Raw genomic sequence first — 24,376 nt, 5'->3', positions numbered from 1 at the left:
TCCTCACCTTCTCCCTGAGGGAGAAGGAGGGGCCCGCGACGAAGTCGTGGGAGGATGAGGGGTTACGGTGTCAGCCGGAGCGCCGGCGCGCCGTCCGACATCTTACCCCCTCACCCTCCCACCGCTACGCGGCGGGCCCCTCCCTCTCCCCATGGGAGAGGGGGCTTTGAACGCCGGCCATCCCGCGAGTTCCTGGTACGCCGCCACCGCGACGCCCTTCCCCGCGCTCCCGCCGCTGACCGCCGACACCCGCGTCGACGTCTGCGTGGTCGGGGCCGGCTATACCGGCCTGGGCGCCGCGCTCGAACTGGCGACGCGGGGCGTGCGCGTGGTGGTGCTGGAGGCGGCCCAGGTCGGGTCCGGCGGGTCGGGCCGCAACGGCGGCCAGGTCCATACCGGCCAGCGCAACGACCAGGCCTGGCTGGAGAAGGTGGTCGGCCGCGACGACGCCCTTCGCCTCTGGACGATGAGCCAGGACGCCCGCGCCCACCTGCTGGCCCTGATCGCCGAGCACGCCATCGCCTGCGACTTCCGCCCGGGCATGATCCACGCCCGCCACAGGCGCGGCGGCGAGGCCGGGGACGCGGCCCATATCGAGTTCATGCAAAGCCGCTACGGCTACGACCAGCTGGCCCTGATCGGCGCGGCCGAGCTGGCCCACGAGCTGGGGACGGATGCCTATCACGGCGGCCTCGTCGACCACGGCGGCGGCCACCTGCATCCGCTGAACCTGGCCCTGGGGATGGCGCGGGCGGCGCTGGCGGCGGGGGCGGTGATCCACGAGCACAGCCGGGCCACGGCCTGGCGGCGCGAGGGCGGGACGATCGTCGTCGACACCGCGCCCAATCAGGGAATGGGGGGCCGCGTGACCTGCGACCAGCTGATCCTGACCGGCGACGGCTATCTGGACGGCCTGGCCGGCGGGGCGGCGCGGGCCCGGGTGATGCCGATCAACAACTTCATCCTGGCCACCGAACCGCTGGGCGCGCGCGCCGACGGCGTCATCCGCTCGGGCGCCGCCGTGGCCGACACCCGGTTCGTGATCAACTACTTCCGCAAGAGCCCCGACGGCCGGCTGATCTTCGGCGGCGGCGAGAACTACCGGCCCGGATTCCCGCCGGACCTGAAGGCCTTCGTGCGGCGGCGGATGCTGGAGGTCTATCCGGACCTGGCCGACGTGGCCGTGACCCACGCCTGGGGCGGGACCCTGGGCATCACCGTCCACCGCGCGCCGTTCGTCCGCGAACTGGCCCCCGGCGTGCGGATCGCCGCCGGCTATTCGGGCCAGGGGGTGGTGCTGGCGCCCTGGTTCGGCAAGCTGCTGGCCGACGCCGCCCTGGGCCAGCGGGAGGGCGTCGACCTGCTGGCCCGGCTGCCGACCCCGCCGTTCCCGGGCGGACGGCTGCTGCGCTGGCCGCTGACCGTGGCGGGGCTGAGCTGGTACGCGCTGCGGGACCGGCTGTAACGCCCCTCCCCCACGGGGGAGGGTCTTGCCGGGCTAGCCAATTGACATCCCCAGCCCCCCGTCCTCCCATCCGCCCATGTCGACCACCACCACCACCGAGCCCTCCGGCAGCGTCGCCACCGCCCTGGCCAACGGCTGGCGGCTGCTGGACCTGGATCCGCTGCAGGCGGTCGAGCAGGCGATGGCGATCCTGGAGGCGGTGCCGCGCCACGCCGAGGCGACCCTGATCCTGGCCACGGCCCTGCGGCTGTCGGGCGACGTCCGCCAGGCCCTGCGGGTGGTCGAGCCGTTGTCGCGGGCCTTCGCCCAGTCGCCGCCGATCCAGCTGGAGCACGGCCGGATCCTGGCCGCCGCCGGCCACACCCAGGCGGCCGTCGCCGCCTTCAAGCGCGCCGTCGCCGCCGACCCCGACCTGGCCGAGGCCTGGCGCGGCCTGGCCGAGGCCCTGGAACTGCTAGGCGACGAGGCCGGCGCCCAGGCCGCCCGCGCCCGCCAGATCAAGGGCGGGGTCCGCGACCCGGTGCTGATGACCGCCGCCGCCGCCCTGGTCGACGGCGAGCCGGGCCGGGCCGAGACGGTGCTGCGCGAGCTGCTGGCGACCCGTCCCGACGAGCCGGCGGCGATCCGCATGCTGGCCGAGGCCGTCGCCCGGCAGGGCCGCGAGGAAGAGGCCGAGACCCTGCTGCTGGGCTGCCTGAAGATCGCCCCGGCCTTCACCGGCGCCCGCTACAACCTGGCCACCCTGCATTACCGGCTGGGCCGGTCCGAGCCGGCCCTGGCCCAGCTGGACCTGCTGCTGGCCGACGAGCCGCGCAACCCGGGCTATCTCAACCTCAAGGCCGCCTGCCTGGCGCGGATCGGCGAATACGCGGCGGCCATCGCGATCTACGAGGACGTGCTGGAGCGCTATCCCCAGCAGCCCAAGGGCTGGATGAGCTACGGCCACGCCCTCAAGACCGTGGGGCGCTCGGCCGACTGCGCGGCCGCCTACCGCAAGGCGGTCGACCAGGCCCCGTCCCTGGGCGAGGCCTGGTGGAGCCTGGCCAACATGAAGACCTACCGCTTCGACGCGGCCGACCTGGCGGCGATGGAGGCCCAGCTGGTCCGCGAGGACCTGGCCGAAGAGGACCGCCTGCACCTGGACTACGCCCTGGGCAAGGCCCACGAGGACGCCGGCCGCTACGCCGACTCGTTCGCCTGCTACGCCCGGGGCGCGGCGCTGCGACGGGCCCAGGTCCCCTACGACCCGGCGGTGATGACCCGGCACGTGGCGCGCTGCAAGACGGTGCTGACCGCCGAGCTGTTCGCGTCGCGGGCCGGGCAGGGCTGTCCCGCCCCCGACCCGATCTTCGTCCTGGGCCTGCCCCGCGCCGGCTCGACCCTGGTCGAGCAGATCCTGGCCAGCCACTCGACCGTGGAGGGCACGATGGAGCTGCCCGACATCACCGCGATGGCCCGGCGGCTGAAGGAGGCCTCGCCCTATCCCGAGGTGCTGGCCACGCTGGACGCCGACGCCCTGAGCGCGCTGGGCGAGGAGTTCCTCGAGCGCACCCGGGTGCAGCGCAAGACCGACCGGCCACTGTTCATCGACAAGATGCCCAACAACTGGGCCCATGTCGGGCTGATCGCCCTGGCGCTGCCGAACGCCAGGATCATCGACGCCCGGCGCCACCCGATGGGCTGCTGTTTCTCGGGCTTCAAGCAGCACTTCGCCCGCGGCCAGAACTTCAGCTACGGCCTGGAGGACATCGGCCGCTACTACGCCGACTATGTCGAGCTGATGGCCCATCTGGACGCCGTGCTGCCCGGGCGCGTGCACCGGGTGATCTACGAATCGCTGGTCGAGGACCCGGAAGGCCAGATCCGCGCGATGCTGGATTATTGCGGCCTGCCGTTCGAAGAATCGTGCCTGAATTTCCACGAAAACGACCGCGCCGTGCGCACCGCAAGCTCAGAACAGGTGCGTCGTCCCCTCTTCAAGGACGCGGTCGAGCATTGGCAGCACTATGAGTCGTGGCTGGGCCCCCTTAAGACCGCCCTGGGACCGGTCCTATCCAGTTATCCCGCCGCGCCTGAATTTTGATCAGCCGCTCGGAACCCTGCCATTTCTGCAACAGTCGGCCGAATTGACGTTCGTTTGAATTTTGCGTCTTGCGAGCGCAAATCAGCCGGAAGAGCATCGTTCTCCGAACAGTTCGGGGAGCCGACATGACGTCCACCACGCGTACCAAGACCGCCCTTTCGAAAGGCGGTCTGCTGACGACCGCGCTTCTGGCCTCGACCATGCTGACGGCGGTCGCCGCCCAGGCCCAGACCGCGCCCCAGGGCGCGGTGGCCCTGGACGAGGTGGTGGTCACCGCCCAGAAGCGCTCGGAAAACCTGCAGGACGTGCCGGTCAGCATCCAGGCGCTGGGCCAGGCCAAGCTGGAGCAGCTGCAGGTCGCCAGCTTCACCGACTATGTGAAATACCTGCCCAGCGTGTCGTTCCAGACCACCTCCCCGGGCTTCTCCAACGTCTATTTCCGCGGCGTGGCCAGCGGCGGCGACGGCAACCACTCCGGCTCGCTGCCCAGCGTCGGCGTCTATCTGGACGAGCAGCCCGTCACCACCATCCAGGGCGCGCTGGACATCCACATCTACGACATCGCCCGGGTCGAGGCGCTGTCGGGACCGCAGGGCACGCTGTACGGCGCCAGCTCCCAGGCCGGCACCCTGCGCATCATCACCAACAAGCCCAGCACCGCCGGCTTCAGCGCCGGCTACGACCTGGAGGCCAACACCATCGCCCACGGCGACCAGGGCTATGTGGCCGAGGGCTTCGTCAACCAGCCGCTCAGCGACAAGGTCGCCGTGCGCCTGGTCGGCTGGGCCGAGCACCAGGGGGGCTATATCGACAACGTCGCCGGCTCGCGCACCTATCCCACCTCGGGGATCACGGTCACCAACGCCGACCGGGTGAAGAAGGACTACAACGACGTCGACCTCTACGGCGGCCGGGCGGCGATGAAGATCGAGGCCGGCGACAACTGGGTGATCACGCCCCAGGTCATGGGCCAGGTCGAGAAGGTCGGCGGGCTGTTCGCCGAGGACCGCACCCTGGGGGCCCTGAAGGTCGCCCACTACTATCCCGAAAACTCCAAGGACAAGTGGTGGCAGGCGGCCATGACCGTCGAGGGCAAGATCAGCAACCTCGACGTCACCTATGCCGGCTCGTACCTGGATCGCGACGTCGACACCCGCCAGGACTACACCGACTACTCGTTCTTCTACGACACCCTGGCCGGCTACGGCGCCTACTGGACCGACGACGCGGGCAATCCGGTCGATCCGTCGCAGTACATCATCGGCCACGACGCCTACATGAAGCTCAGCCACGAGCTGCGCGTCTCGACGCCGCAGGAGTACCGCTTCCGCGTGGTCGGCGGGCTGTTCTACCAGCGCCAGACCCACGGCATCACCCAGAACTACCGGATCGACGACATCGGCGATTCGATCTCGGTGCCGGGCTATCCGGGCACGATCTGGCTGACCCAGCAGAAGCGCGTCGACCGCGACAGCGCCGCCTTCGGCGAGGCGGCGTTCGACATCACCGACAAGCTGACCCTGACCGGCGGCATCCGCTTCTTCAAGTCCGACAACAGCCTCAAGGGCTTCTACGGTTACGGGGCCGGCTATGGCTCGACCGGGGAGAGGGCCTGTTTCACCGGCCCCGAGATCGAAGGCTCCCCGTGCACCAACCTCGACAAGCGGGTCAAGGAGAACGGCAACAGCAAGAAGATCAACCTCACCTACAAGATCGATCCGGACAAGCTGGTCTATGTCACCTATTCCGAGGGCTTCCGGCCGGGCGGCATCAACCGCCGCGGCACCCTGCCGCCCTACCAGTCGGACTTCCTGAAGAACTACGAGTTCGGCTGGAAGACCAGCTGGGCCGACAACCGCCTCCGCTGGAACGGCGCGGTGTTCCACCAGACCTGGGACGACTTCCAGTTCTCGATCGTCGGGGCCAACGGCCTGACCGAGATCAAGAACGCCGTCTCGGCCGACATCAACGGCGCGGAGACCGACTTCAGCTTCGCGATCAAGCACGGCCTGACCCTGAACGGCGCGGCCACCTATATCGACGCCAAGCTCAAGGGCGCCTATTGCGGCAAGGTCGACCCGGCCACCGGCCAGCCGATCACCGACTGCCCGGTCGACATGGACGAATATCCGGAACGCGCCCCGGACGGCCAGCGCCTGCCGGTCACGCCCAAGTTCAAGGCCAACCTGAACGCCCGCTACGAGTTCGACCTGGCCGGCTACGACGCCTTCGTCCAGGGCGGGATCGTCGGCCAGACCAGCGCCTGGGCCGACCTGCGCACCTTCGCCCGCGAGGTGCTGGGCAAGCAGGCCGGCTACATCACCACCGACCTGTCGGCGGGGTTCGGCCGCGACAGCTGGACCTTCTCGGCCTATGTCGTGAACCTCAACGACAGCCGGGCCAGCCTGACCCGCACCACCGAATGCGTCGAGGCCGTCTGCGGCGCCGAGGTCTATTCCGTGCCGCTGCGGCCGCGGACCATCGGGGTGAAGTTCGGGCAGAAGTTCTAGGGAACCCGATCCTTCTCCCCTTGCGGGAGAAGGTGTCGGCGCAGCCGACGGATGAGGGGTCGCACCGCGAAGCCGTGGCTCGCGGCTGAACGGTCGATCGACCCCTCATCCGACCCCCTTCGGAGGCCACCTTCTCCCGCAAGGGGAGAAGGAGCCCGAGGTGGACGAACCTCTGTTCCCTTGAAAGCGTGACCGCATGACAGAGACCCCCCGGAAGGTCCCGATCCCCAGGATCACCGCGCCCAAAGCCCTGGGCTTCTGGATGTGCACGGCCCTGGTGGTCGGCAACATGATCGGCTCGGGGGTGTTCATGCTGCCCGCGTCCCTGGCCCCCTACGGCTGGAACGCGGTGTTCGGCTGGCTGCTGACCATCGGCGGGGCCCTGTGCCTGGCCGTGGTGTTCGCGGGTCTGGCGCGGGCGTTTCCCAAGGCCGGCGGGCCCTACGCCTACACCCAGGAAGCCTTCGGGCCCATGGTCGGGTTCATGGTGGCCTGGAGCTACTGGATCTCGCTGTGGGTCGGCAACGCCGCCATCGCCACGGGCGCGGTCAGCTACCTGTCGGCGATCTTCCCGGCCATCGCCCAGGTCCCGGGGATGCACCTGCTGGTGACCCTGGGGGCGGTCTGGCTGCTGGTCGGGGTCAATATCGCCGGCGCCCGCCTGGCCGGCGGGGTGCAGGTGGCGACCACCGTGCTCAAGCTGCTGCCGCTGGTGGCGGTGGCCGGCCTGGCCTTCTGGGTGATCGGCCGCGACCACGGGGCCAGCCTGACGCCGTTCCGCGCCGCCGACATCCATCCGGGCGGGATCACCGCCGCCGGGGCCCTGACGCTGTGGGCGCTGCTGGGGCTGGAATCGGCGACGGTGCCGGCCGGCAAGGTGGTCGACCCGGTTCGCACCATCCCCCGCGCCACCCTGGTGGGCACGGTGTTCACCGGGGTGATCTACCTCTTGGTCTGCTCGGCGGTGGTGCTGCTGACCCCCGCCGACACGCTGAAGGTCTCCAACGCCCCGCTGTCGGACTTCGTGGGCCTGCACTGGGGCGGCAACGCCGGCAAGGTCCTGGCCCTGTTCGCGGCGATCAGCGCTTTCGGGGCCCTGAACGGCTGGGTGCTGCTGCAGGGCGAGATGCCCTACGCCATGGCCAGGGGCGGGGTGTTCCCGGCCTTCCTGGCCAAGGAGTCGGCCCGCGGCGCGCCCGTCCGCGCCCACCTGCTGTCGGCCGGCTTCCTGACCGTCCTGGTGCTGATGAACTACGCCAAGTCGATGGCGGACCTGTTCACCTTCATCGCCCTGGTGGCCACCACGGCCTCGCTGTTCGCCTACCTGGCCTGCGCCCTGGCGGCGCTGAAGCTGCAGGCCACGCGGCGCATCGCCCCGACCACGGCCCTGACCGTGATCGCCATCCTGGCCGGACTCTATTCGGTCTGGACCCTGGTGGGGGCCGGCGGCCAGGCGGTGCTGCTGGGGATCGGCCTGCTGGCCATCGGCGCGCCGTTCTACTGGCTGACGCGGGGGCGAGTTCGGCCCCATGTCTCCTAAATCCGCTCATCCCGGCGAATGCCGGGACCCAGATGGAATGGCTTCGAGGCTGACGCCAAAGGCTCAGAGCCCCTCCAATCAGCCACACGGCCATGGGATCTGGGTCCCGGCATTCGCCGGGATGAGCGGATCAAGAGAGAGATCACGCATGACATTGCGCACGGCCCTCATCACCGCCACCCTGGCGTTCGCGCCGCTCGCGACCCAGGCCGCCCCCGTCTACGTCCACGCCGGCAAGCTGGTCGACACCCTGCGGGGCCAGGTCCTGGCCGACCAGATGATCACCATCGACGGCGAGCGGATCGTCGCGGTCGCGCCGTGGAAGGCCGCCCCGACCGACGGCAAGGTCATCGACTGGTCGGCTCGCATGGTGCTGCCGGGCCTGATCGACATGCACACCCACCTGGTCGACCAGGAGCAGACCGAGAACGTCGCCGAGCCGCTGCTGACCACCGCCGCCTACCAGGCCTATATCGGCGCCGCCCACGCCCGCGTGACCCTGGAGGCCGGCTTCACCAGCGTGCGCGACGTCGGGACCTGGCGGGCGTTCGGCGACGTGGCCCTGCGCGACGCGATCAACGCCGGCCTGGTGCCCGGGCCGCGGATGTCGGTGGCCGGCGCCTATGTCACCATCCCCGGCGGCGGCGGCGAGATCACCGGCGTGGCGGGCGACGTCAAGCTGCCCGACGAGATGCGGGCCGGGGTGGTGCAGGACGCCGCCGACGCCCATCGCAAGGCGGCCAACATCCTGGCCCACCACGCCGACTTCCTGAAGCTGATCGCCACCGGCGCGGTCCTGACCGTCGGCACCGAGCCGGGCCAGCAGGAGCTGACCGAGGACGAGATGCGGGCCGCCGTCGAGGAGGCGGCCCGGCGCGGGACCTACGCCACCGCCCACGCCCACGGGGCCGAGGGCATGAAGTCGGCCATGCGGGCCGGCGTGCGCTCGATCGAGCACGGCTCGCTGATGGACGACGAGGCCATCGCCATGATGAAGGCCCGGGGCGTGTTCCTGGTGGCCGACATCTATGACGGCGACTGGATCGACGCCTACGGCAAGGCCCACGGCTGGCCGGCGCAGACCCTGCGCAAGAATTACGAAACGACCGAGGCCCAGCGCGAAGGCTTCCGCAAGGCGGTCAAGGCGGGGGTGAAGATCGCCTACGGCACCGACGCCGGGGTCTATCCCCACGGCCTCAACGCCCGGCAGATGAGCTACATGGTCCGCTACGGCATGACCCCGATGCAGGCCATCCAGTCGGCGACCACCGTGGCGGCCGAGCTGATGAGGAAGACCGACGTCGGCGCCGTCGCCCCCGGCCGCTACGCCGACCTGATCGCCGTCGACGGCGACGCGATCGCCGACGTGTCGGTGCTGGAGCATGTGGCGGCGGTGATGAAGGGCGGGGTGGTGGTCCGGGACTGATACCGGCGGCCCTTATCCTGACCCGCGGGAAGACCCCCTCAGTCGGCTTCGCCGACAGCTCCCCCAGAGGGGGAGCATCTATCATGGCGCAGATCCTCCCCCTCTGGGGGAGGTGGCCCGAAGGGCCGGAGGGGGCTAGCGGCCTAGACCGCCTGCCCCGCGCACCAGCCCGACGCCCAGGCCCACTGGAAGTTGTAGCCACCCAGCCAGCCGGTGACGTCCACCACCTCGCCGATGAAATAAAGGCCCGGCGCCGCCTTGGCCTCCAGGGTCCGCGAGTCCAGGCCGTCGGTGTCGACCCCGCCCAGCGTCACTTCGGCCGTCCGGTAGCCCTCCGACCCCACCGGCTTGAACGTCCAGGCGTTGACCGTCGCGGCCACGCCGCGCAGCAGTACGTCCGAGCAGTCGGCCATGTTGCCGTAGGCGCCGGCGTCCTCGGCGATCAGCTGGGCCAGGCGCTTGGGCAGCATCTCGCCCAGCACCGTCGACAGCGCCCGCTTCGGCGTGGCCGTCCGGGCGGCCCGCAGGGCCTGGAAGACGTCGACGCCCGGCGCCATGTTCACGCTGATCTCGCCGCCCTCGCGGCAGTAGGACGAGATCTGCAGGATCGCCGGCCCCGACAGGCCGCGATGGGTGAACAGCATCGCCTCGGCGAATTTCGTCTTGCCGCTGGAGACCACCGCGTCCAGGGCCACGCCCGACAGCGGGACCAGGCGCTCCAGGGTCTTGACCTCGAAGGTCAGGGGCACCAGCGCGGGACGGGTCTCGACGATGTTCAGACCGAACTGCTGGGCGATCTCGTAGCCCAGGCCGGTCGCGCCCATCTTGGGGATCGACTTGCCGCCGGTGGCGACCACGACCGAACGGCAGGTCACGGGACCGTTGGAAAGGCTGACGCGCCAGCCCTCCCCGTCGCGGGCCACGCCCTTCACCTGCGTCTCCAGGCGCAAGGTCGCCCCGGCCTTGTCCATCTCGGCCAGCAGCATCTCGATCACCTGCCGGGCCGAGCCGTCGCAGAACAGCTGGCCCAGGGTCTTTTCGTGGAAGGCGATGCCGTGGCGCTGGATCAGGGCGATGAAGTCGGCCGGTCGATAGCGGCGCAGGGCCGAAACGCAGAACTTCGGATTGGCCGACAGGAAGTTGGCCGGGGCCGTGTTGACGTTGGTGAAGTTGCAACGCCCGCCGCCGCTGATGCGAATCTTCTCGCCGGGGGCCTTGGCGTGGTCGATGACCAGCACCCTGCGGCCGCGCTTGCCCGCCTCGATGGCGCACATCATCCCGGCCGCGCCGGCGCCCAGCACCACGACGTCGAAATCTTCCAAGGCCCAGGCCCTCGCTGTTGAGCGGCGTATCGACAGGAGGGCGGCCGGGAAGTCAATGCGGGCGGACGATCACCCCGGCCTCGGCGCGTTCAGCACGAACACCCCGATGCCGATCAGCAGCAGGACCAGGGCGCACCAGATCGCGATCGCGATCCAGCGAACCCTGGCCAGGCGCCGGACGAACATCAGCCGGCCCGGCGCATCGGCGCGGAGCCCGCCCTGGCGTAGCCGCCGGTGACCTGGAAGCGGCCCATCATCCGCACCAGACCGCCGATCTCGGTCTTCAGGGCGTGGCTGACCGCCGTGGCCTGCTCGATCATGGCCGCGTTCTGCTGCACGCCCTGGTCCATCTGGTTGACCGCGGCGTTGACCTCGTTGAGGCCTGTGGCCTGCTCGGCGGCCGAGGCGGCCAGCTCCTTCACCAGGGCGTCGATCTCGCCCACCTTGAACACGATGCCCTCCAGGGCCTCGCCGGTCTGGCCGACCAGCTTGACGCCCTGGCCGACCTGTCCGGCCGAGGTGGAGATCAGGGTCTTGATCTCCTTGGCCGCCTCGGCCGAGCGCTGGGCCAGGGCCCGGACTTCCTGGGCCACGACCGCGAAACCGCGGCCGGCATCGCCGGCCCGGGCGGCCTCCACCCCGGCGTTCAGGGCCAGCAGATTGGTCTGAAAGGCGATCTCGTCGATCACCCCGATGATCTGGCCGATCTGCTGGGAGGATTGCTCGATGCCGGTCATGGCCGCCACGGCGCCGCGCACGACCTCGCCCGAGCGCTCGGCGTCCCCGCGGGTCGAGCCGACCACGCGGGCGGCGTCGTTGGCGCCCTGGGAGGCGCGGCGGACGGTGGCGGTGATCTCGTCCAGGGCGGCGGCGGTCTCTTCCAGGCTGGCGGCCTGCAGCTCGCTGCGGCGGGCGGTATTGTCGGCGGCGGCGGTGATCTCGTCGGAACTGCGGCCGATGCCGCCGACCGCGGTCAGGATCTGGCCCATCGCCTGGTCCAGGTGGTCCATGGCGCCGTTGAAGTCGGTGCGCAGCTGGCCGTAGCCCTCGGGGAACGGGTCGACGACGCGCACGGTCAGGTCGCCGCGCGACAGCCGGGCCAGGCCGGCCGCGATGCGCTCCATGACGAAGGCTTGGTCCCGGGCCGCGCCCTGGCTGGCGGCCTCGTTGCGGAGGCGCTCGGCCTCGCCCGCGGCGGTGATCCGCTGCTGCTCGGCCTCTGAGGTCCGCAGGGCCGCGGCGTTGTCCTTGAACACCTGGACGGCGCGAGCCATCAGCCCCACCTCGTCCTTGCGTCCCGCGCCGTCCACCGCCACGTCCAGGTCGCCCTGGGCCAGGGTGGTCATGGTCCTGGACAGCGAGGCCACCGGTCGCGAGATCTTGGTCGCGCCGATCCAGAGGGCGAAGCCCATGCCGCCGATCGCGGCGACCAGGCCCAGCAGCATGGTGGTCAGGGCCCCGCGATTGGCCTTCCTGTTGGCGTGGGCGACCAGGGCGTCGGTCTCGACGTGGTAGCCGTCGCCCCAGGCCTTGGCGTCCTTGGACAGGCTCTCGATGGCCGGATCCAGGGTCGAGAGACGGGCGATGGCGCCGGCGTCGTCATTGGCCAGGCCCAGGTCGGCGGCGGCCCGCCCGTCGGCGTAGAGGGCGTCGATGCGCTGGCGGAAGCCCTCGGCCGTCGGCCCGATGGACGGGTCGGCCTTGACCATCTTGTCCAGGCTGTCCTTGCCCTCGCCATAGACCTTGTCGAGATCCTTGGACGCCGAGCGGGCCGCCTCCGAGGTCCCCTCGTAGGTGACCACGCGGTGGGCGGCGTGGCCCATCATGCTGAGGCGACGGCTGAAGCGGGCCGACTGCACCTCGGCCGGCGAGCGATGCTCGACCAGGATCCGGGTGGCGTCCTGCAGGCTCTTCTGCTGCCAGACCCCCATGCCCGTGCACCCGAGCACGGCCACGGCCAGGATCGCGGCCGGCAGCAGCACCTTGGTCGAGATCCTGAGGTCGTCGAGTCCCATGGCTTCCCCCGTCGAGCCTTTCCGCTGGGAGACGCGGCTCGATTTTACTTGCGAAGATGTTTGCCGGGGTGCGTGAAAGACGCGTTAACGGGGCGGGAACAGCCGCCTCGGGACGGCGGTCCGCCGCGATGCGCCGCGGCTTTCCACTCCCGACGGCGCGAAAACCGCCGCCGCGCTTGACGTCGCCGCCAGGAGGGTTAGGAACCCTGCCCTCCTCCCGCCCAGGCGCTTCCATGACGTCCGTTCCGCAAACGACGATCGGCCCGACGATCGGCATAGATTTCGGCACGACCAACACCGTGGTCTCGATGACCCATGGCGACGGCCCCGCCACGCTCGTCAGGTTCCCGACCGCGGATGGCGACATCTTCGCCTTTCGCTCGGCGCTGAGCTTCCACGCCGTGATGGGCGCCAACGGCCGGCCGAACGAACTGGTGACCGAGGCCGGCCCCTGGGCGATCGAGGCCTATGTCGAGGATCCGCTGGAGACCCGTTTCATCCAGTCGTTCAAGACCTTCGCCGCCAGCGCCGCCTTCACCGAGACCAAGATCCTCAACAGGCGCTACCTGTTCGAGGACCTGCTGTCGGGCTTCCTGCTGAGGCTGAAGGCTCATGGCGGCGCGGCGATGGAAGCCCTGCCGCCGCGCGTGATCGTCGGCCGGCCCGTCACCTTCGCCGGCGGCAATCCCGACGAAGCCCTGGCCCTGTCGCGCTACGAGGCCAGCTTCCGGCGGCTGGGCTTCACCGACATCCGCTACGCCTACGAGCCCGTCGGCGCGGCGTTCTTCTTCGCCCGCCAGCTGACGCAGGACGCCACCGTGCTGGTGGCCGACTTCGGCGGCGGCACCAGCGACTTCTCGATCGTGCGGTTCGAGAGAGACGCCGGCAAGCTGCGCTCCACGGCCCTGGCCCGGTCGGGCGTCGGCGTGGCCGGCGACGCCTTCGACTATCGGATCATCGACCAGCTGGTGTCGCCCGAGCTGGGCAAGGGCAGCCTCTACAAGGCGTTCGACAACCGCCTGCCGATCCCCCAGCGCTACTACACCGCCTTCGCCCGCTGGGACCAGCTGGCCCTGCTGCGGGCCTCCAAGGACATGCGCGACATCCGCGCCCTGGAGCGCACCGCCCTGGAGCCGGAAAAGATCCGCCGGCTGATCGAGGTGCTGGACGACAATCACGGCTACGCCCTCTACCGCGCCGTTTCGTCCCTGAAGGAGGCCCTGTCGAGCCAGGACGAGGCGACGTTCCGCTTTGCGGCCGGCTCGGTGCTGATCGAGAAGACCGTCCGGCGCACCGACTTCGAAGGCTGGATCGCGCCGGAGCTGAAGGCGATCGAGACGGCGGTGGACCAGGCGCTGGAGCGCGCGGGCCAGGGTCCGGACGGCGTCGACCGCGTGTTCCTGACCGGCGGCAGCTCGTTCGTGCCGGCCGTGCGCGAGATCTTCCTGCGCCGCTTCGGGGCGGCGAAGATCGAAAGCGGCGGCGAGTTCGAGTCGATCGCCTCGGGCCTGGCCCTGATCGGTCGCGAGGCCGACCTGGACCTGTGGAGCGAGACGGCCAAGCGCCCGGCCTGACGCCGGCGAACGGCCACAGGGCTCAATTCAGCTGGCCGGCGAACCTGGCCAGGGCCGCGCGGGCGCAGGCGTCGGCGGTTTGGTGCGAGGTGTCGGCCACGGCCAGGCCGCCCACCAGCCGGCCGCCCCTGTGCAGCGGCAGCGACCCGCCGTGCGGGTTCAGTCGTTCGGGTTCGGCCTTGATCAGGGCGGCGAAGGCCGGATCGGTCTTCTCGCGCGGCTCCATCGCGCTGCCCGGCGCGTCGAACTGGACGGCGGTGGCGGCCTTGCGCGGGGCGGCGACCGGCGGCTTGGGGCTGGCGGGGGCGCGCAGCACGACCAGCGGATTGCCCTTGTCGTCGACCACGGCGACGCTCACGGGCGCGCCCCTGGCGGCGCAGGCCTCGACGGCGGCCCGGGCCAGGTCGATGGACAGCGGCAGGTCCAGGGCGGGCGCGGTCTGGGCGAAAGCCGCCATCGGGATCGCCGCCATGGAGGCCGCCAGGATCAGGATCCGCATGTCACCGCCTCCGCTCGGCCCGACGAACGCCGGGACCCAAGCCGAGCTTGCAGTAGCGTGCGCGGACCGATCGGCCAAGGGGTCTGCGCGTACGCCCAGTCCCCTGGGTCCCGGACAGCCTCTGCGAGGCTTCCGGGATGACAACGAGAAGGGACCTCAGCCCTTGTTCGCCAGCGCCGCCTGGGCCGCCGCGAGGCGGGCGATCGGCACGCGGTAGGGCGAGCAGGACACATAGTCCAGGCCGACGCCTTCGCAGAAGCCGATCGAGGCGGGATCACCGCCGTGCTCGCCGCAGATGCCCAGCTTGACGTCGGGACGGGCCGCGCGGCCGCGCTCGGCGGCGATGCGGATCAGGTCGCCGACGCCTTCCTGGTCGAGGCTGACGAAGGGGTCCTTGTCGAAGATGCCCTTGTCGATATAGGCGCCCAGGAACTTGCCGGCGTCGTCGCGGCTGATGCCGAACGTCGTCTGGGTCAGGTCGTTGGTGCCGAAGCTGAAGAACTCGGCGTTGGCGGCCAGGTCGCCGGCCCGCAGGGCGGCCCGCGGCAGTTCGATCATGGTGCCGACCGTGTACCGAAGGTCCACGCCCTGCTCTTCCAGCACGGCCTTGGCGGTGCGGTCGGTCAGGTCGCGCAGGTACTTCATCTCCTCGCCCTTGGCGACCAGCGGATGCATGATCTCGGGGATCGGCGCGGCCTTGCCGGACTTGGCGATGTCGCAGGCGGCCTCGAGGATCGCCCGCACCTGCATCTCGTAGATCTCGGGATAGGACACGCCCAGGCGGCAGCCGCGGTGGCCGAGCATCGGGTTGGTCTCGTGCAGCTCCTTGGCCCGGCGCATCAGCTTCTCGGCGTCCAGGCCCGTGGCCTCGGCGACGGCCGCCACGTCTTCCTCGGTGTGCGGCAGGAACTCGTGCAGCGGCGGATCGAGCAGGCGGATGGTGACCGGCAGGCCTTCCATGATCGTGAACAGCTCGACGAAGTCGGCCTTCTGGAACGGCGCGATCTTGGCCAGGGCGGCGCGGCGGCCGGCCTCGTCGTCGGCCAGGATCATCTCGCGCACGGCGGCGATCCGGGTGTCGTCGAAGAACATGTGCTCGGTGCGGCACAGGCCGATGCCCTCGGCGCCGAACTGCCGGGCGGTCTTGGCGTCCAGCGGGGTCTCGGCGTTGGCGCGGACCTTCATGCGGCGGGCCGCATCGGCCCACGCCATCAGGGTGGCGAAGTCGCCGGTCAGCTCGGGCTCGATCATCTTGGGCGAACCGACCAGGATCTCGCCGGTCGAGCCGTCGATGGTGATGGTCTCGCCGGCCTTGAACTCGCGGCCGCGCACCCGGAACAGGCCTTCCTTGGGGAAGATGGCCACGTCGCCGGCGCCGCTGACGCAGGCCCGGCCCATGCCCCGCGCCACGACGGCGGCGTGGCTGGTCATGCCGCCCCGGGCGGTGATGATGCCCCGCGCTGCGTGCATGCCGTGGATGTCCTCGGGCGAGGTCTCCTCGCGCACCAGGATCACGGCCTCGCCGGCGGCGGCGGCCTTCTCGGCCGCGTCGCTGTCGAACACGATCTTGCCGGTGGCCGCGCCGGGCGAGGCCGGCAGGCCCTTGGCGATCAGCTCGCGGTGGGCGGTCGGGTCGATGGTCGGGTGCAGCAGCTGGTCCAGCGAGGCCGGCTCGACGCGGCCGATGGCCTCCTCGCGGCTGATCACGCCCTCGGCCGCCATGTCGACGGCGATCTTCAGGGCGGCCTTGGCCGTGCGTTTGCCGCTGCGGGTCTGCAGCATGTAGAGCTTGCCCTGCTCGACCGTGAACTCGATGTCCTGCATGTCGCGGTAGTGGCGTTCCAGCGTCTCGACCACGGTCTTGAACTGGCCGAACACCTCGGGCATGGCCTCTTCCATCGAGGGAGCGGAATCGCCCATCTCCTCGCGGGCCGCCTTGGTCAGGGACTGCGGCGTGCGGATGCCCGCCACCACGTCCTCGCCCTGGGCGTTGATCAGGAACTCGCCGTAGAGGCGGCCGTCGCCGTTGCTGGGATTGCGGGTGAAGGCGACGCCCGTGGCCGAGGTCTCGCCCATGTTGCCGAACACCATCGACTGGATGTTGACGGCGGTGCCCCAGGCCTCGGGGATGTCATGCATGCGGCGATAGAACTTGGCCCGGTCGTTCATCCAGCTGGCGAACACCGCGCCGACCGCGCCCCACAACTGCTCCTGGGCGTCCTGCGGGAACGGCTTGCCCAGCGCGTCGCGCACGGCAGCCTTGTAGTCCTTGATCACCGCGGCCCAGTCGTCGGCCGTCAGGGCCGTGTCGACCGTGACGTCCAGCCGGTCCTTGTGGTCGTCGAGGATCTCCTCGAACATGTGGTGCTCCAGGTCGAGCACGACGTTCGAGTACATCTGGATGAAGCGACGATAGCTGTCATAGGCGAAGCGGCGATCGCCCGACAGCTGGGCCAGGCCCTCGACGGTCTCGTCGTTGAGGCCCAGGTTCAGGACGGTGTCCATCATGCCCGGCATCGAGGCCCGAGCGCCCGAGCGCACCGAGACCAGCAGCGGATTGGCCACGTCGCCGAAGCTCTTGCCGGTCAGTTGCTCGACCGTCGCCAGCCCGGCATTGACCTGGTCGGCCAGCTCGGCCGGGTACTGCTTGCCGTTGGCGTAATAGTGGACGCAGGCCTCGGTGGTCACCGTGAAGCCCGGCGGCACCGGCAGGCCCAGGGACGACATCTCGGCGAGATTGGCGCCCTTGCCCCCCAGCAGGTTCTTCATCTTGGCGTCGCCGTCGGCGCCGCCTCCCCCGAACGAATAGACCCACTGCGTCTTGGTCAGCGTATCAACCGGCATATCTTGTTCACCCTGCGATAGTGAAAAGCCGGCGGTTCTCTGGTGGAACCGTCCTGGCCTGGGACAACGAGCTTAACGCCCATCCCGCACTGCAATATCCGGGCGTTCAGTAGCACCTTGTCAAAGAAGCCGTCCACCGACGGTTTGCAGTTCGCAGTCTAAAGCGAAATTTCGGCAAATTCTTCCAATGACAACGTTGTCCTGATCGAGATTTGCGCGAGCCGCGAAACGAACGAAGACCGCCCCGAGTCTTGGGACCGGCGACACGGGCTTCACCTCGCCATGGTGAAGCTGGGTTGCGCGCCCCCGAACAGGTCGATCGCCGTCCTGGCGCCGCGGTCTCCGATCGACGCGCCCGGACCTGCGTCGGGCGAGCTGAAGCATCGCTGCGGCCAAAAGCCGCGCGACCGTCGCCGCCACCACCGCCGGGAATGCGCTAGCAGTGCGACATGACGTGGCTCAACCCCTCCTCCGTGACTCGCGGCGTGAGATCCCTGCACTGGATCGTGGGCGCGACCATCGTCCTGGTCGCCGTCTCGGTGCTGGGCAGCATCGCCCTGATGCTGTTCGCCGCCCGCTCGCTGGACCGCCTGGAGAGCCAGGACGAGCGTGAGCTGGTGCAGCGGACGATCCAGCGCGACCTGCAGCGCATGACCCGCGAACTGACCTCGGCGACGGTCTGGGACGACGCCGCCAAGGCCATGGGTCCGCCGGTCGACATGGCCTGGGCCGACGTCAATTTCGGCGAATATTACCACCAGTATTTCCAGCACGACCTGTCCTTCGTCGTCCGCGACGGCCGGGTGGTCTATGCGTCGCTGGCGGGGGCGCGGGTGACGGCCGACGCCCTGGGCGCCCTGCCCGGCGACACCGCGCCGCTGGTGGCCCAGGTCGCCGCCAAGGCCAAGATCGCCCACGACGCCAGGCGCTTCAGCCTGAAGGGCGCGACCACCGACGCGGGCCTGGTGCGCTCGGGCGACGAACTCTACCTGGTGGTGGCCTCCGACGTGATCGCCGAGACCGCCGAGCTCGCGACGGCCCGGCGGGGAACCCCGCTTTCGGTGGCGGTGACCGCGCGGCGGATCAGCACCACCTATACCCGCGGCCTGCAGAACGACCTGGGCATAGAGGGCCTGGCCCTGGTCGCCGAAAGCCGGTCCAGCGATCACAGCGTGCCGCTGCGCGACATCCGGGGCCGCCCGATCGGCGGGTTCTCCTGGCCGGCGCGGGATCCGGGCATGTCGCTGCTCAAGGCCGGCGCGCCGTGGATCGCCCTGGTCTTCGCCGCGCTGCTGATCGCCGCCCTGGTCCTGTTCCGGCGGGTCACCGACGCCCTGAACAAGCTGGCCGCCAGCCGTGGCGCCCTGATCGCGGCCAAGGAGGAGGCCGAGGCCGCCAACGCCGCCAAAACCCAGTTCCTGGCCAATATGAGCCACGAGATTCGCACCCCGCTGAACGGGGTGCTGGGCATGACCCAGGTCATGCAGGCCGACCAGCTGCCCGATCGCCAGCGCGTCCGCCTGGACGTGATCAACCACTCCGGCCAGGCGCTGCTGGCCCTGCTCAACGACATCCTCGACATGGCCCGGCTGGAGGGCGGCGGGGTCCGCCTGCGCGCCGAGCCCTTCGACCTGCCGGCCCTGGTGGAATCGACCTGCGCCCTGTTCTCGGGCGCGGCCGCCAACAAGGGGATCGCCCTGGCCTTCGAGGTGGCGCCGGACTGCGACGGCGCCTGGATCGGCGATCCGATCCGCCTGCGGCAGGTGCTGGGCAACCTGGTCGCCAACGCCGTCAAGTTCACCCACCACGGCTCGGTCCGCATCGAGGCGCGGGCGTCCGAGACCGGCCTGAGGTTCGAGGTGCGCGACACCGGCGTCGGCATCGCGCCGGAGGATCGCCCGCGCCTGTTCAAGATCTTCTCGCAGGTCGACAGCTCGCTGACCCGCGCCCACGAGGGCTCGGGCCTGGGCCTGGCGATCAGCCACGAGGTGGTCACCCTGATGGGCGGCGTGATCGGGGTCGACAGCACGCCCGGCGCGGGCTCGACCTTCCACTTCGACGTCCCCCTGCGCCGGGCGAGGTCCGAGCGGCCGGCGCTGAGGGTGGTGGGTTAGGGGCGGAACTTCCCTGAGCGACGAGAATTTTCGGGCGAAATCGACGCTCCAAGATCGTTGTCATCCCGGAAGCCTCGCAGAGGCTGTCCGGGACCCAGGGGCCGGCGCAGCGCGGTGGCCCCTGGGTCCCGGCTCTACGGCCCGCTACGCGGACCTTCGGCCGGGATGACAACTTGTAGATTCAACGCCTGTCGAGCCCGTCGGTAGCGAACGAGACCAAGCGCATGCGCCTGTCCCCGGCCCCTACCCGCCGATCAGCGAGAAGTCGGCCACCTGGCCCATGGCGTCGCGGACGGCGGCCAGGGTCTTGAGGCGGTTGTCGCGTTCGGCCGGAACTTCCGAATTGACGAACACCCCGTCCAGGAAGGCGTCGACCGGGCCGCGCAGGCCGGCCAGTTCGCGCATGGCGGCGGTGAAGTCCTCGGCCTTGAGGGCGTCGGCCAGCGGCTTTTCGATCATCCGAAGGGCGTCGTGCAGCTGCACTTCCGGGGCCGAGGCGTCGGGCAGGATCTCGCGGCCGCCCTCGCCCTTCCAGCCCTTCTTCTCCTCGGCCTTGAGGATGTTGGAAGCGCGCTTGTAGCCGGCCAGCAGGTTCTTGCCGTCGTCGGTCTTGAGAAACCCGTCCAGCGCCTCGACCCGCGCGACGATGCGAACGAGGTCGTCGTCGCCCAGGGCGAACACGGCGTCGACGAGGTCGTGGCGCCTGCCCTGGTCCTTGAGGGTGACCTTCAGGCGGTCGGCGAAGAACGGCACAAGATCAGGAAGGCTTCCTCCAGTCAGAGCAGCTTCATTCGAGAGCGGATAGCTTGGCGGCATCTCGCTGTGACACATCGCGGCAAACGCTAGGACATTTGTCAGCGCAAAAGGCTTGTTGCTCTCCAAGAGAATCCTGATCACCCCCAGCGCCGCCCGCCTAAGCGCATAAGGATCCTTCGAACCCGTCGGCTTCTCGTCGATGGCGAAGAAGCCGACCAGCGTGTCCAGCTTGTCCGCCAGCGCCACGGCCACGCTCAGCGGCGCGGTCGGGACGGCGTCGGAAGGGCCCTGCGGCTTATAGTGGTCGCGGATGGCGTCGGCGATCTGCGGGTCCATCCCGGCGGCGCGGGCGTAGTAGCCGCCCATCAGGCCCTGCAGTTCCGGGAACTCGCCGACCATCTGCGAGGCCAGGTCCGCCTTGGCCAGGCGCGCGGCCTCCTTGGCCTTGGCGACATCGGCGCCGACCAGGGGCGCGATCTCGCCGGCCAGGGCGACGATGCGCTCGACCCGCTGCGCCATCGTGCCCAGCTCGGCGTGGAAGGTCACGCCGTTCAGCTTTTCAAGCCATGGCTCGAACCCGACCTTGACGTCCTCGTCCCAGAAGAACCGGGCGTCAGACAGGCGCGAGCTCAGCACCTTGGCGTTGCCCTGCGCGATCACCTTGCCGCCGTCGGCCGACTGGACGTTGGCGATGGTGATGAAGTGCGGAGCCAGGCCCCCGGTGGCCGGGTCGCGGACCGCGAAATACTTCTGGTGGGTGCGCATCGAGGTGCGGATCACCTCGCCGGGCAGGTCCAGGAAGGCCGGGTCCATGTCGCCCAGCACCGGGGTCGGCCATTCGGCCAGGCCGGCGACTTCCTCGAGCAGGCCGATGTCCTCGACCAGTTCCAGGTTGCGCGCGAAGCACAGGGTCTTGCAGCCCTCAAGGATGCGCTGCTTGCGCTCCTCGACGTCCAGCACCACGAAGTGGTCGGCCAGGCCCTTTTCGTATTCGTCGAAGTCGCGCGCCTTGAACGGCTGGCCGCCCCAGCCATGGCCGACGCGCATGAAGCGGTGGCCCTCGGTGACGTCGCCGCTCTCGATCCCCTCGATGGCGAACGGCACGACCTCGCGGTCGAACACGCAGAGGATACGCTTCAGCGGCCGCACCCAGCGCAGCTTGCTCGTCCCCCAGGTCATCGACTTGGGCCACGGGAAGCCGCGGACGATGGCCTCGACCATCTCGGCGACGATCTCGGGGGTAGGACGGCCGGTCTTCTCGAGGAAGGCCATCCAGACGCCGTCGCGCTCGACCAGCTGATCCTGGGTCAGGCCCGCCTTGCGCAGGAAGCCCTCCAGGGCTTGCGGCGGGGCGCCGACGCGCGGGCCCTTCAGCTCTTCCTTGCGGTCGGCCTGGGCGATCGGCAGGCCCTCGACCACCAGGGTCAGGCGGCGCGGGCCGGCGAAGGTCTTCAGGGCCTCGGGCAGGAAGCCGGCGGCGGCCAGGTGCTCGCGCGCCATGCGCTCCAGGTCGCGCGCGGCGCCGGCCTGCATGCGGGCGGGGATCTCTTCGGAGAACAGTTCGAGAAGCAGTTGGGGCATGGTGACTTACGCGGCTTCCTGCTGCTCGACCCAGGCGCTGGCGCACAGCTTGCACAGGTCGCGGATGCGGCCGATGTAGCTGGCGCGCTCGGCGACGGCGATCGCGCCGCGGGCGTTCATCAGGTTGAACAGGTGGCTGGCCTTGAGGACCATGTCGTAGGCGGGCAGGACCAGGGCCTTTCCCTGGTAGGAACGGGCCAGCATCAGCGGCACCTGCTGCTCCATGTCCTCGAACTGGCGCTTGAGCACGGCCACGTCATAGCCGTGGAAGTTGGCTTCCGACTGCTGGCGCTCGTTCTCCAGGAACACGTCGCCATAGGTCAGCCGCCCCAGGGGCGCGTCGGGATCGTTGAACGGCAGGTCGTACACGTTGTCGACGCCGAACACGTACATGGCCAGGCGCTCCAGGCCGTAGGTCAGCTCACCGGCCACCGGCGAGACGTCCAGGCCGCCCACCTGCTGGAAATAGGTGTACTGGCTGACCTCCATGCCGTCGCACCAGACCTCCCAGCCCAGGCCCCAGGCGCCGACCGTGGGGTTCTCCCAGTCGTCCTCGACGAAGCGGATGTCGTGGGTGCGCAGGTCCAGGCCGATGGCTTCCAGCGACCCCAGATAGAGGTCCTGCATGTTCGGCGGGTTCGGCTTCAGGATCACTTGGTACTGGTAGTAGTGCTGCAGGCGGTTGGGATTCTCGCCATAGCGGCCGTCGCCGGGACGGCGCGAGGGCTGGACATAGGCCGCGTTCCAGGGCTTGGGCCCCAGGGCCCGCAGCACCGTGGCCGGGTGCAGGGTCCCCGCCCCCACCTCCACGTCGTGCGGCTGCAGGATCACGCAGCCCTGGGCGCTCCAATAGTTATGGAGCGTCAGGATCAGGTCTTGGAACGACTTGGGCTTGGAAGGCATCAGGGTCCGAACAGGGCCAGAAAAAAGTCGGCGGACCATAGGGCCCGCCGACTGGCGCTTCAAGCAATGTTGGACCGCTGGAACGGCTTAGTTGCCCTTGGCGGCGGTGCGCTTGCCGGCGTGCGACAGCGGCGCGCCGTAGAGCTTGCGGTTTTCCGGGGTGTCGGCGACCGGCGGATTGGAGACCACGTTGGGATCACCGGCCTTGAGGCCCGCCTGCTGTTCGGCCGGCATCGACGAGACGCGGCCGGCGGTGTCGGTCGCCGTGCCGGTCGGGGCCGCCATCGAGGTGGTCGGGTCGATCGGCGTCGTGGTGGCCGCGGACGGGTCGGCGGGCAGGGTCTGGTCGGCCGGCGCGGCGGCGGTCGGATCCGGGTTCACCGACGCCCCGGTCTCGGGCGCGGCCTGGGGCGCCGTCGATTGGGCCATGGCCGCGCCGGACAGCAGCGCGAGGGCGGCGGCGGCGGTAGCGATACGCACAAGCATGGGGCTGATCCTTATCGAGGAATGCAGCCACAACAGCGCTTCGACCTTGGACTCCGTTGCGCGGATCACGGGGTCGTGAACGCAATTACTTGAAGAACATCACGATCGCCACGCCCACGAAGATGAAGCCGAACCCGACCAGGGTCTTCCAGCTGATCGCCTCGCCCAGGTAGAACACCGAGAACAGCGTAAACACCACCAGGGTGATCGCCTCCTGCCCGGTCTTCAGCTGGGCGGTCGTGTAGACATTGTGGCCCAGGCGGTTGGCGGGCACGGCCAGCAAGTATTCGGGCAAGGCGATCAGCCAGCTGGTGAAGATCGCCACCAGCATCGTCGTCGCGCGGTTCTTCAAGTGGCCGTACCAGGCGAAGGTCATGAAGACGTTCGACGCGATCAGCAGGCACCAGGGCGCGATCTTCAACCAGACGGAAGGCATGGACGGCGGAGACTCCAGGACGGGACACAGGGCCCGCGAGTGTATGCGCTTGGCGACAAGCGGGGCCAGCCCACCTTTCGAACGGCATAATGCCGCATTTCCAAGCATTCAAGACCACTGATGCGCAAATTCTAGGCGCCGCGTCCCTTTCGTTTCCAATTCCCTACCGCGTGACAGCCATGTCGGAAGCGCGACCGATAGCGTGAAGCCGCCGGGGAAACGATGCGGACTCATGAGCCTGTGTCGCGGTGCGAGTGAGCAACGCGCTCTAAAACCAATTCTAAGGGGAGCCCGCTCAGTCGGCGGGTCGGAGCAAGGCGGATGAAACTGATCATAGCGATCGTCAAACCCTTCAAGCTCGACGAGGTCCGCGAGGCGCTCGTCGCCGCGGGCGTCGAAGGCCTGACGGTGTCCGAGGTCAAGGGCTACGGCCGTCAGAAGGGGCAGACCGAGATCTATCGGGGCGCCGAGTACCAAGTGAACTTCGTGCCGAAGGTGAAGCTGGAAGCCGTTGTCGACGACGCGTCGGCGGCCAAGGCGGTCGAGGCGGTCAAGGCCGCGGCGGCCACGGGCAAGATCGGCGACGGCAAGATCTTCGTCCTCAATGTCGAGGAAGCCGTTCGCATCCGGACCGGCGAAACCGGCCCGGCCGCTTTGTAATTCGTCGGGGAAAAGGGGATACCAACGATGAGACTGCACTTTAAGCCGCTGGCCGGGCTGATGCTCGCCGCGACCTTGGCGGGAGCCCCGCTGGGCGCCGTCGCCTTCGCCCAGGACACGGCCGCGCCCGCCGCCGCCGCTCCGGCCGCGGCCACGCCGGCC

The 24,376-nt window shown here is 69.7% G+C and carries 16 protein-coding genes and 1 pseudogene; 8 read left to right on the top strand and 9 right to left on the bottom strand.

The annotated features are described in order from the left end of the window. The first annotated feature begins 151 nt into the window (after nt 1-151). The 5 genes from AC07NX_RS24245 to AC07NX_RS24225 all read left to right on the top strand — a co-directional run bounded on the left by AC07NX_RS24245 (nt 152) and on the right by AC07NX_RS24225 (nt 9,024). Nucleotides 152-1,465, top strand: coding sequence for an NAD(P)/FAD-dependent oxidoreductase (locus AC07NX_RS24245; protein ID WP_494645410.1), 1,314 nt, complete (start codon nt 152-154; stop codon nt 1,463-1,465). A 76-nt stretch (nt 1,466-1,541) separates the two neighbouring features. Further along, nucleotides 1,542-3,548: a tetratricopeptide repeat-containing sulfotransferase family protein gene (locus AC07NX_RS24240; RefSeq protein ID WP_494645408.1), complete on the top strand. Its 2,007-nt coding sequence runs from the start codon at nt 1,542-1,544 to the stop codon at nt 3,546-3,548. A gap of 125 nt (nt 3,549-3,673) precedes the next feature. Beyond that, nucleotides 3,674-6,058, top strand: coding sequence for a TonB-dependent receptor (locus tag AC07NX_RS24235; protein ID WP_494645406.1), 2,385 nt, complete (start codon nt 3,674-3,676; stop codon nt 6,056-6,058). Nucleotides 6,059-6,254: 196 nt separating this feature from the next. After that, entirely contained in the window at nt 6,255-7,598 is a 1,344-nt protein-coding gene (locus AC07NX_RS24230; protein WP_494645404.1) for an amino acid permease, read from the top strand. Nucleotides 7,599-7,746: 148 nt separating this feature from the next. Then, the gene (locus AC07NX_RS24225; RefSeq protein ID WP_494645402.1) at nt 7,747-9,024 is read left to right on the top strand and encodes a Xaa-Pro dipeptidase; all 1,278 of its coding nucleotides are present in this window, start codon (nt 7,747-7,749) and stop codon (nt 9,022-9,024) included. A 143-nt stretch (nt 9,025-9,167) separates the two neighbouring features. On the opposite strand, the gene AC07NX_RS24220 is transcribed toward AC07NX_RS24225, so the two are convergent. After that, complete coding sequence (locus tag AC07NX_RS24220) at nt 9,168-10,346, bottom strand: BaiN/RdsA family NAD(P)/FAD-dependent oxidoreductase (protein ID WP_494645401.1); 1,179 nt, start codon at nt 10,344-10,346, stop codon at nt 9,168-9,170. Between the two features lie 185 nt (nt 10,347-10,531). Then, entirely contained in the window at nt 10,532-12,361 is a 1,830-nt protein-coding gene (locus AC07NX_RS24215) for a methyl-accepting chemotaxis protein (RefSeq protein ID WP_494645399.1), read from the bottom strand. Nucleotides 12,362-12,594: 233 nt separating this feature from the next. On the opposite strand from AC07NX_RS24215, the gene AC07NX_RS24210 reads away from it, so the two are divergent. Further along, nucleotides 12,595-13,935 (top strand): Hsp70 family protein, encoded by a 1,341-nt coding sequence (locus tag AC07NX_RS24210; RefSeq protein ID WP_494645398.1) that lies wholly within the window; start codon nt 12,595-12,597, stop codon nt 13,933-13,935. A gap of 22 nt (nt 13,936-13,957) precedes the next feature. On the opposite strand, the gene AC07NX_RS24205 is transcribed toward AC07NX_RS24210, so the two are convergent. Both AC07NX_RS24205 and ppdK read right to left on the bottom strand, forming a co-directional pair. Next, the gene (locus AC07NX_RS24205) at nt 13,958-14,434 is read right to left on the bottom strand and encodes a GlcG/HbpS family heme-binding protein (RefSeq protein ID WP_494645397.1); all 477 of its coding nucleotides are present in this window, start codon (nt 14,432-14,434) and stop codon (nt 13,958-13,960) included. Nucleotides 14,435-14,590: 156 nt separating this feature from the next. Further along, a complete protein-coding gene (gene ppdK, locus AC07NX_RS24200) occupies nt 14,591-17,278 on the bottom strand; it encodes a pyruvate, phosphate dikinase (protein ID WP_494645396.1) in 2,688 nt (895 codons plus the stop codon). Nucleotides 17,279-17,763: 485 nt separating this feature from the next. Here ppdK and AC07NX_RS24195 point away from each other — a divergent pair, with 485 nt between their 5' ends. Beyond that, nucleotides 17,764-19,392: a sensor histidine kinase gene (locus AC07NX_RS24195; RefSeq protein ID WP_494645395.1), complete on the top strand. Its 1,629-nt coding sequence runs from the start codon at nt 17,764-17,766 to the stop codon at nt 19,390-19,392. 59 nt (nt 19,393-19,451) lie between these two features. Here AC07NX_RS24195 and AC07NX_RS24190 read toward each other — a convergent pair. The 5 genes and pseudogenes from AC07NX_RS24190 to AC07NX_RS24170 all read right to left on the bottom strand — a co-directional run. Next, nucleotides 19,452-19,526: pseudogene (locus AC07NX_RS24190) on the bottom strand (hypothetical protein); the annotation flags it as partial. Nucleotides 19,527-19,635: 109 nt separating this feature from the next. After that, nucleotides 19,636-21,729: a glycine--tRNA ligase subunit beta gene (gene glyS / locus AC07NX_RS24185; protein ID WP_494645393.1), complete on the bottom strand. Its 2,094-nt coding sequence runs from the start codon at nt 21,727-21,729 to the stop codon at nt 19,636-19,638. Nucleotides 21,730-21,735: 6 nt separating this feature from the next. Continuing rightward, complete coding sequence (locus AC07NX_RS24180) at nt 21,736-22,635, bottom strand: glycine--tRNA ligase subunit alpha (protein ID WP_494645430.1); 900 nt, start codon at nt 22,633-22,635, stop codon at nt 21,736-21,738. Nucleotides 22,636-22,719: 84 nt separating this feature from the next. Further along, nucleotides 22,720-23,118 carry a hypothetical protein gene (locus AC07NX_RS24175; protein WP_494645392.1) on the bottom strand — a complete coding sequence of 133 codons (399 nt, stop codon included), beginning with the start codon at nt 23,116-23,118 and terminating at the stop codon, nt 22,720-22,722. 85 nt (nt 23,119-23,203) lie between these two features. Continuing rightward, the gene (locus tag AC07NX_RS24170) at nt 23,204-23,554 is read right to left on the bottom strand and encodes a DMT family protein (RefSeq protein ID WP_132086433.1); all 351 of its coding nucleotides are present in this window, start codon (nt 23,552-23,554) and stop codon (nt 23,204-23,206) included. Nucleotides 23,555-23,875: 321 nt separating this feature from the next. On the opposite strand from AC07NX_RS24170, the gene AC07NX_RS24165 reads away from it, so the two are divergent. Continuing rightward, entirely contained in the window at nt 23,876-24,214 is a 339-nt protein-coding gene (locus tag AC07NX_RS24165; protein ID WP_007665036.1) for a P-II family nitrogen regulator, read from the top strand. The last annotated feature ends 162 nt before the right edge of the window (nt 24,215-24,376 follow it).

The sequence above is a fragment of the Caulobacter sp. GW821-FHT09A05 genome (assembly GCF_059418465.1).
Note: the sequence above shows the minus strand (reverse complement) of the source record. Positions and strands in the feature narration are given on the sequence as shown.

Excerpts from the sequence above, each read along its gene's own strand:
- AC07NX_RS24245 (WP_494645410.1), top strand. The coding sequence starts at position 152 with ATGGGAGAGGGGGCTTTGAACGCCGGCCATCCCGCGAGTTCCTGGTAC.
- AC07NX_RS24240 (WP_494645408.1), top strand. The coding sequence starts at position 1,542 with ATGTCGACCACCACCACCACCGAGCCCTCCGGCAGCGTCGCCACCGCC.
- AC07NX_RS24235 (WP_494645406.1), top strand. The coding sequence starts at position 3,674 with ATGACGTCCACCACGCGTACCAAGACCGCCCTTTCGAAAGGCGGTCTG.
- AC07NX_RS24230 (WP_494645404.1), top strand. The coding sequence starts at position 6,255 with ATGACAGAGACCCCCCGGAAGGTCCCGATCCCCAGGATCACCGCGCCC.
- AC07NX_RS24225 (WP_494645402.1), top strand. The coding sequence starts at position 7,747 with ATGACATTGCGCACGGCCCTCATCACCGCCACCCTGGCGTTCGCGCCG.
- AC07NX_RS24215 (WP_494645399.1), bottom strand. The coding sequence starts at position 12,361 with ATGGGACTCGACGACCTCAGGATCTCGACCAAGGTGCTGCTGCCGGCC.
- AC07NX_RS24210 (WP_494645398.1), top strand. The coding sequence starts at position 12,595 with ATGACGTCCGTTCCGCAAACGACGATCGGCCCGACGATCGGCATAGAT.
- AC07NX_RS24205 (WP_494645397.1), bottom strand. The coding sequence starts at position 14,434 with ATGCGGATCCTGATCCTGGCGGCCTCCATGGCGGCGATCCCGATGGCG.
- ppdK (WP_494645396.1), bottom strand. The coding sequence starts at position 17,278 with ATGCCGGTTGATACGCTGACCAAGACGCAGTGGGTCTATTCGTTCGGG.
- glyS (WP_494645393.1), bottom strand. The coding sequence starts at position 21,729 with ATGCCCCAACTGCTTCTCGAACTGTTCTCCGAAGAGATCCCCGCCCGC.
- AC07NX_RS24175 (WP_494645392.1), bottom strand. The coding sequence starts at position 23,118 with ATGCTTGTGCGTATCGCTACCGCCGCCGCCGCCCTCGCGCTGCTGTCC.
- AC07NX_RS24170 (WP_132086433.1), bottom strand. The coding sequence starts at position 23,554 with ATGCCTTCCGTCTGGTTGAAGATCGCGCCCTGGTGCCTGCTGATCGCG.
- AC07NX_RS24165 (WP_007665036.1), top strand. The coding sequence starts at position 23,876 with ATGAAACTGATCATAGCGATCGTCAAACCCTTCAAGCTCGACGAGGTC.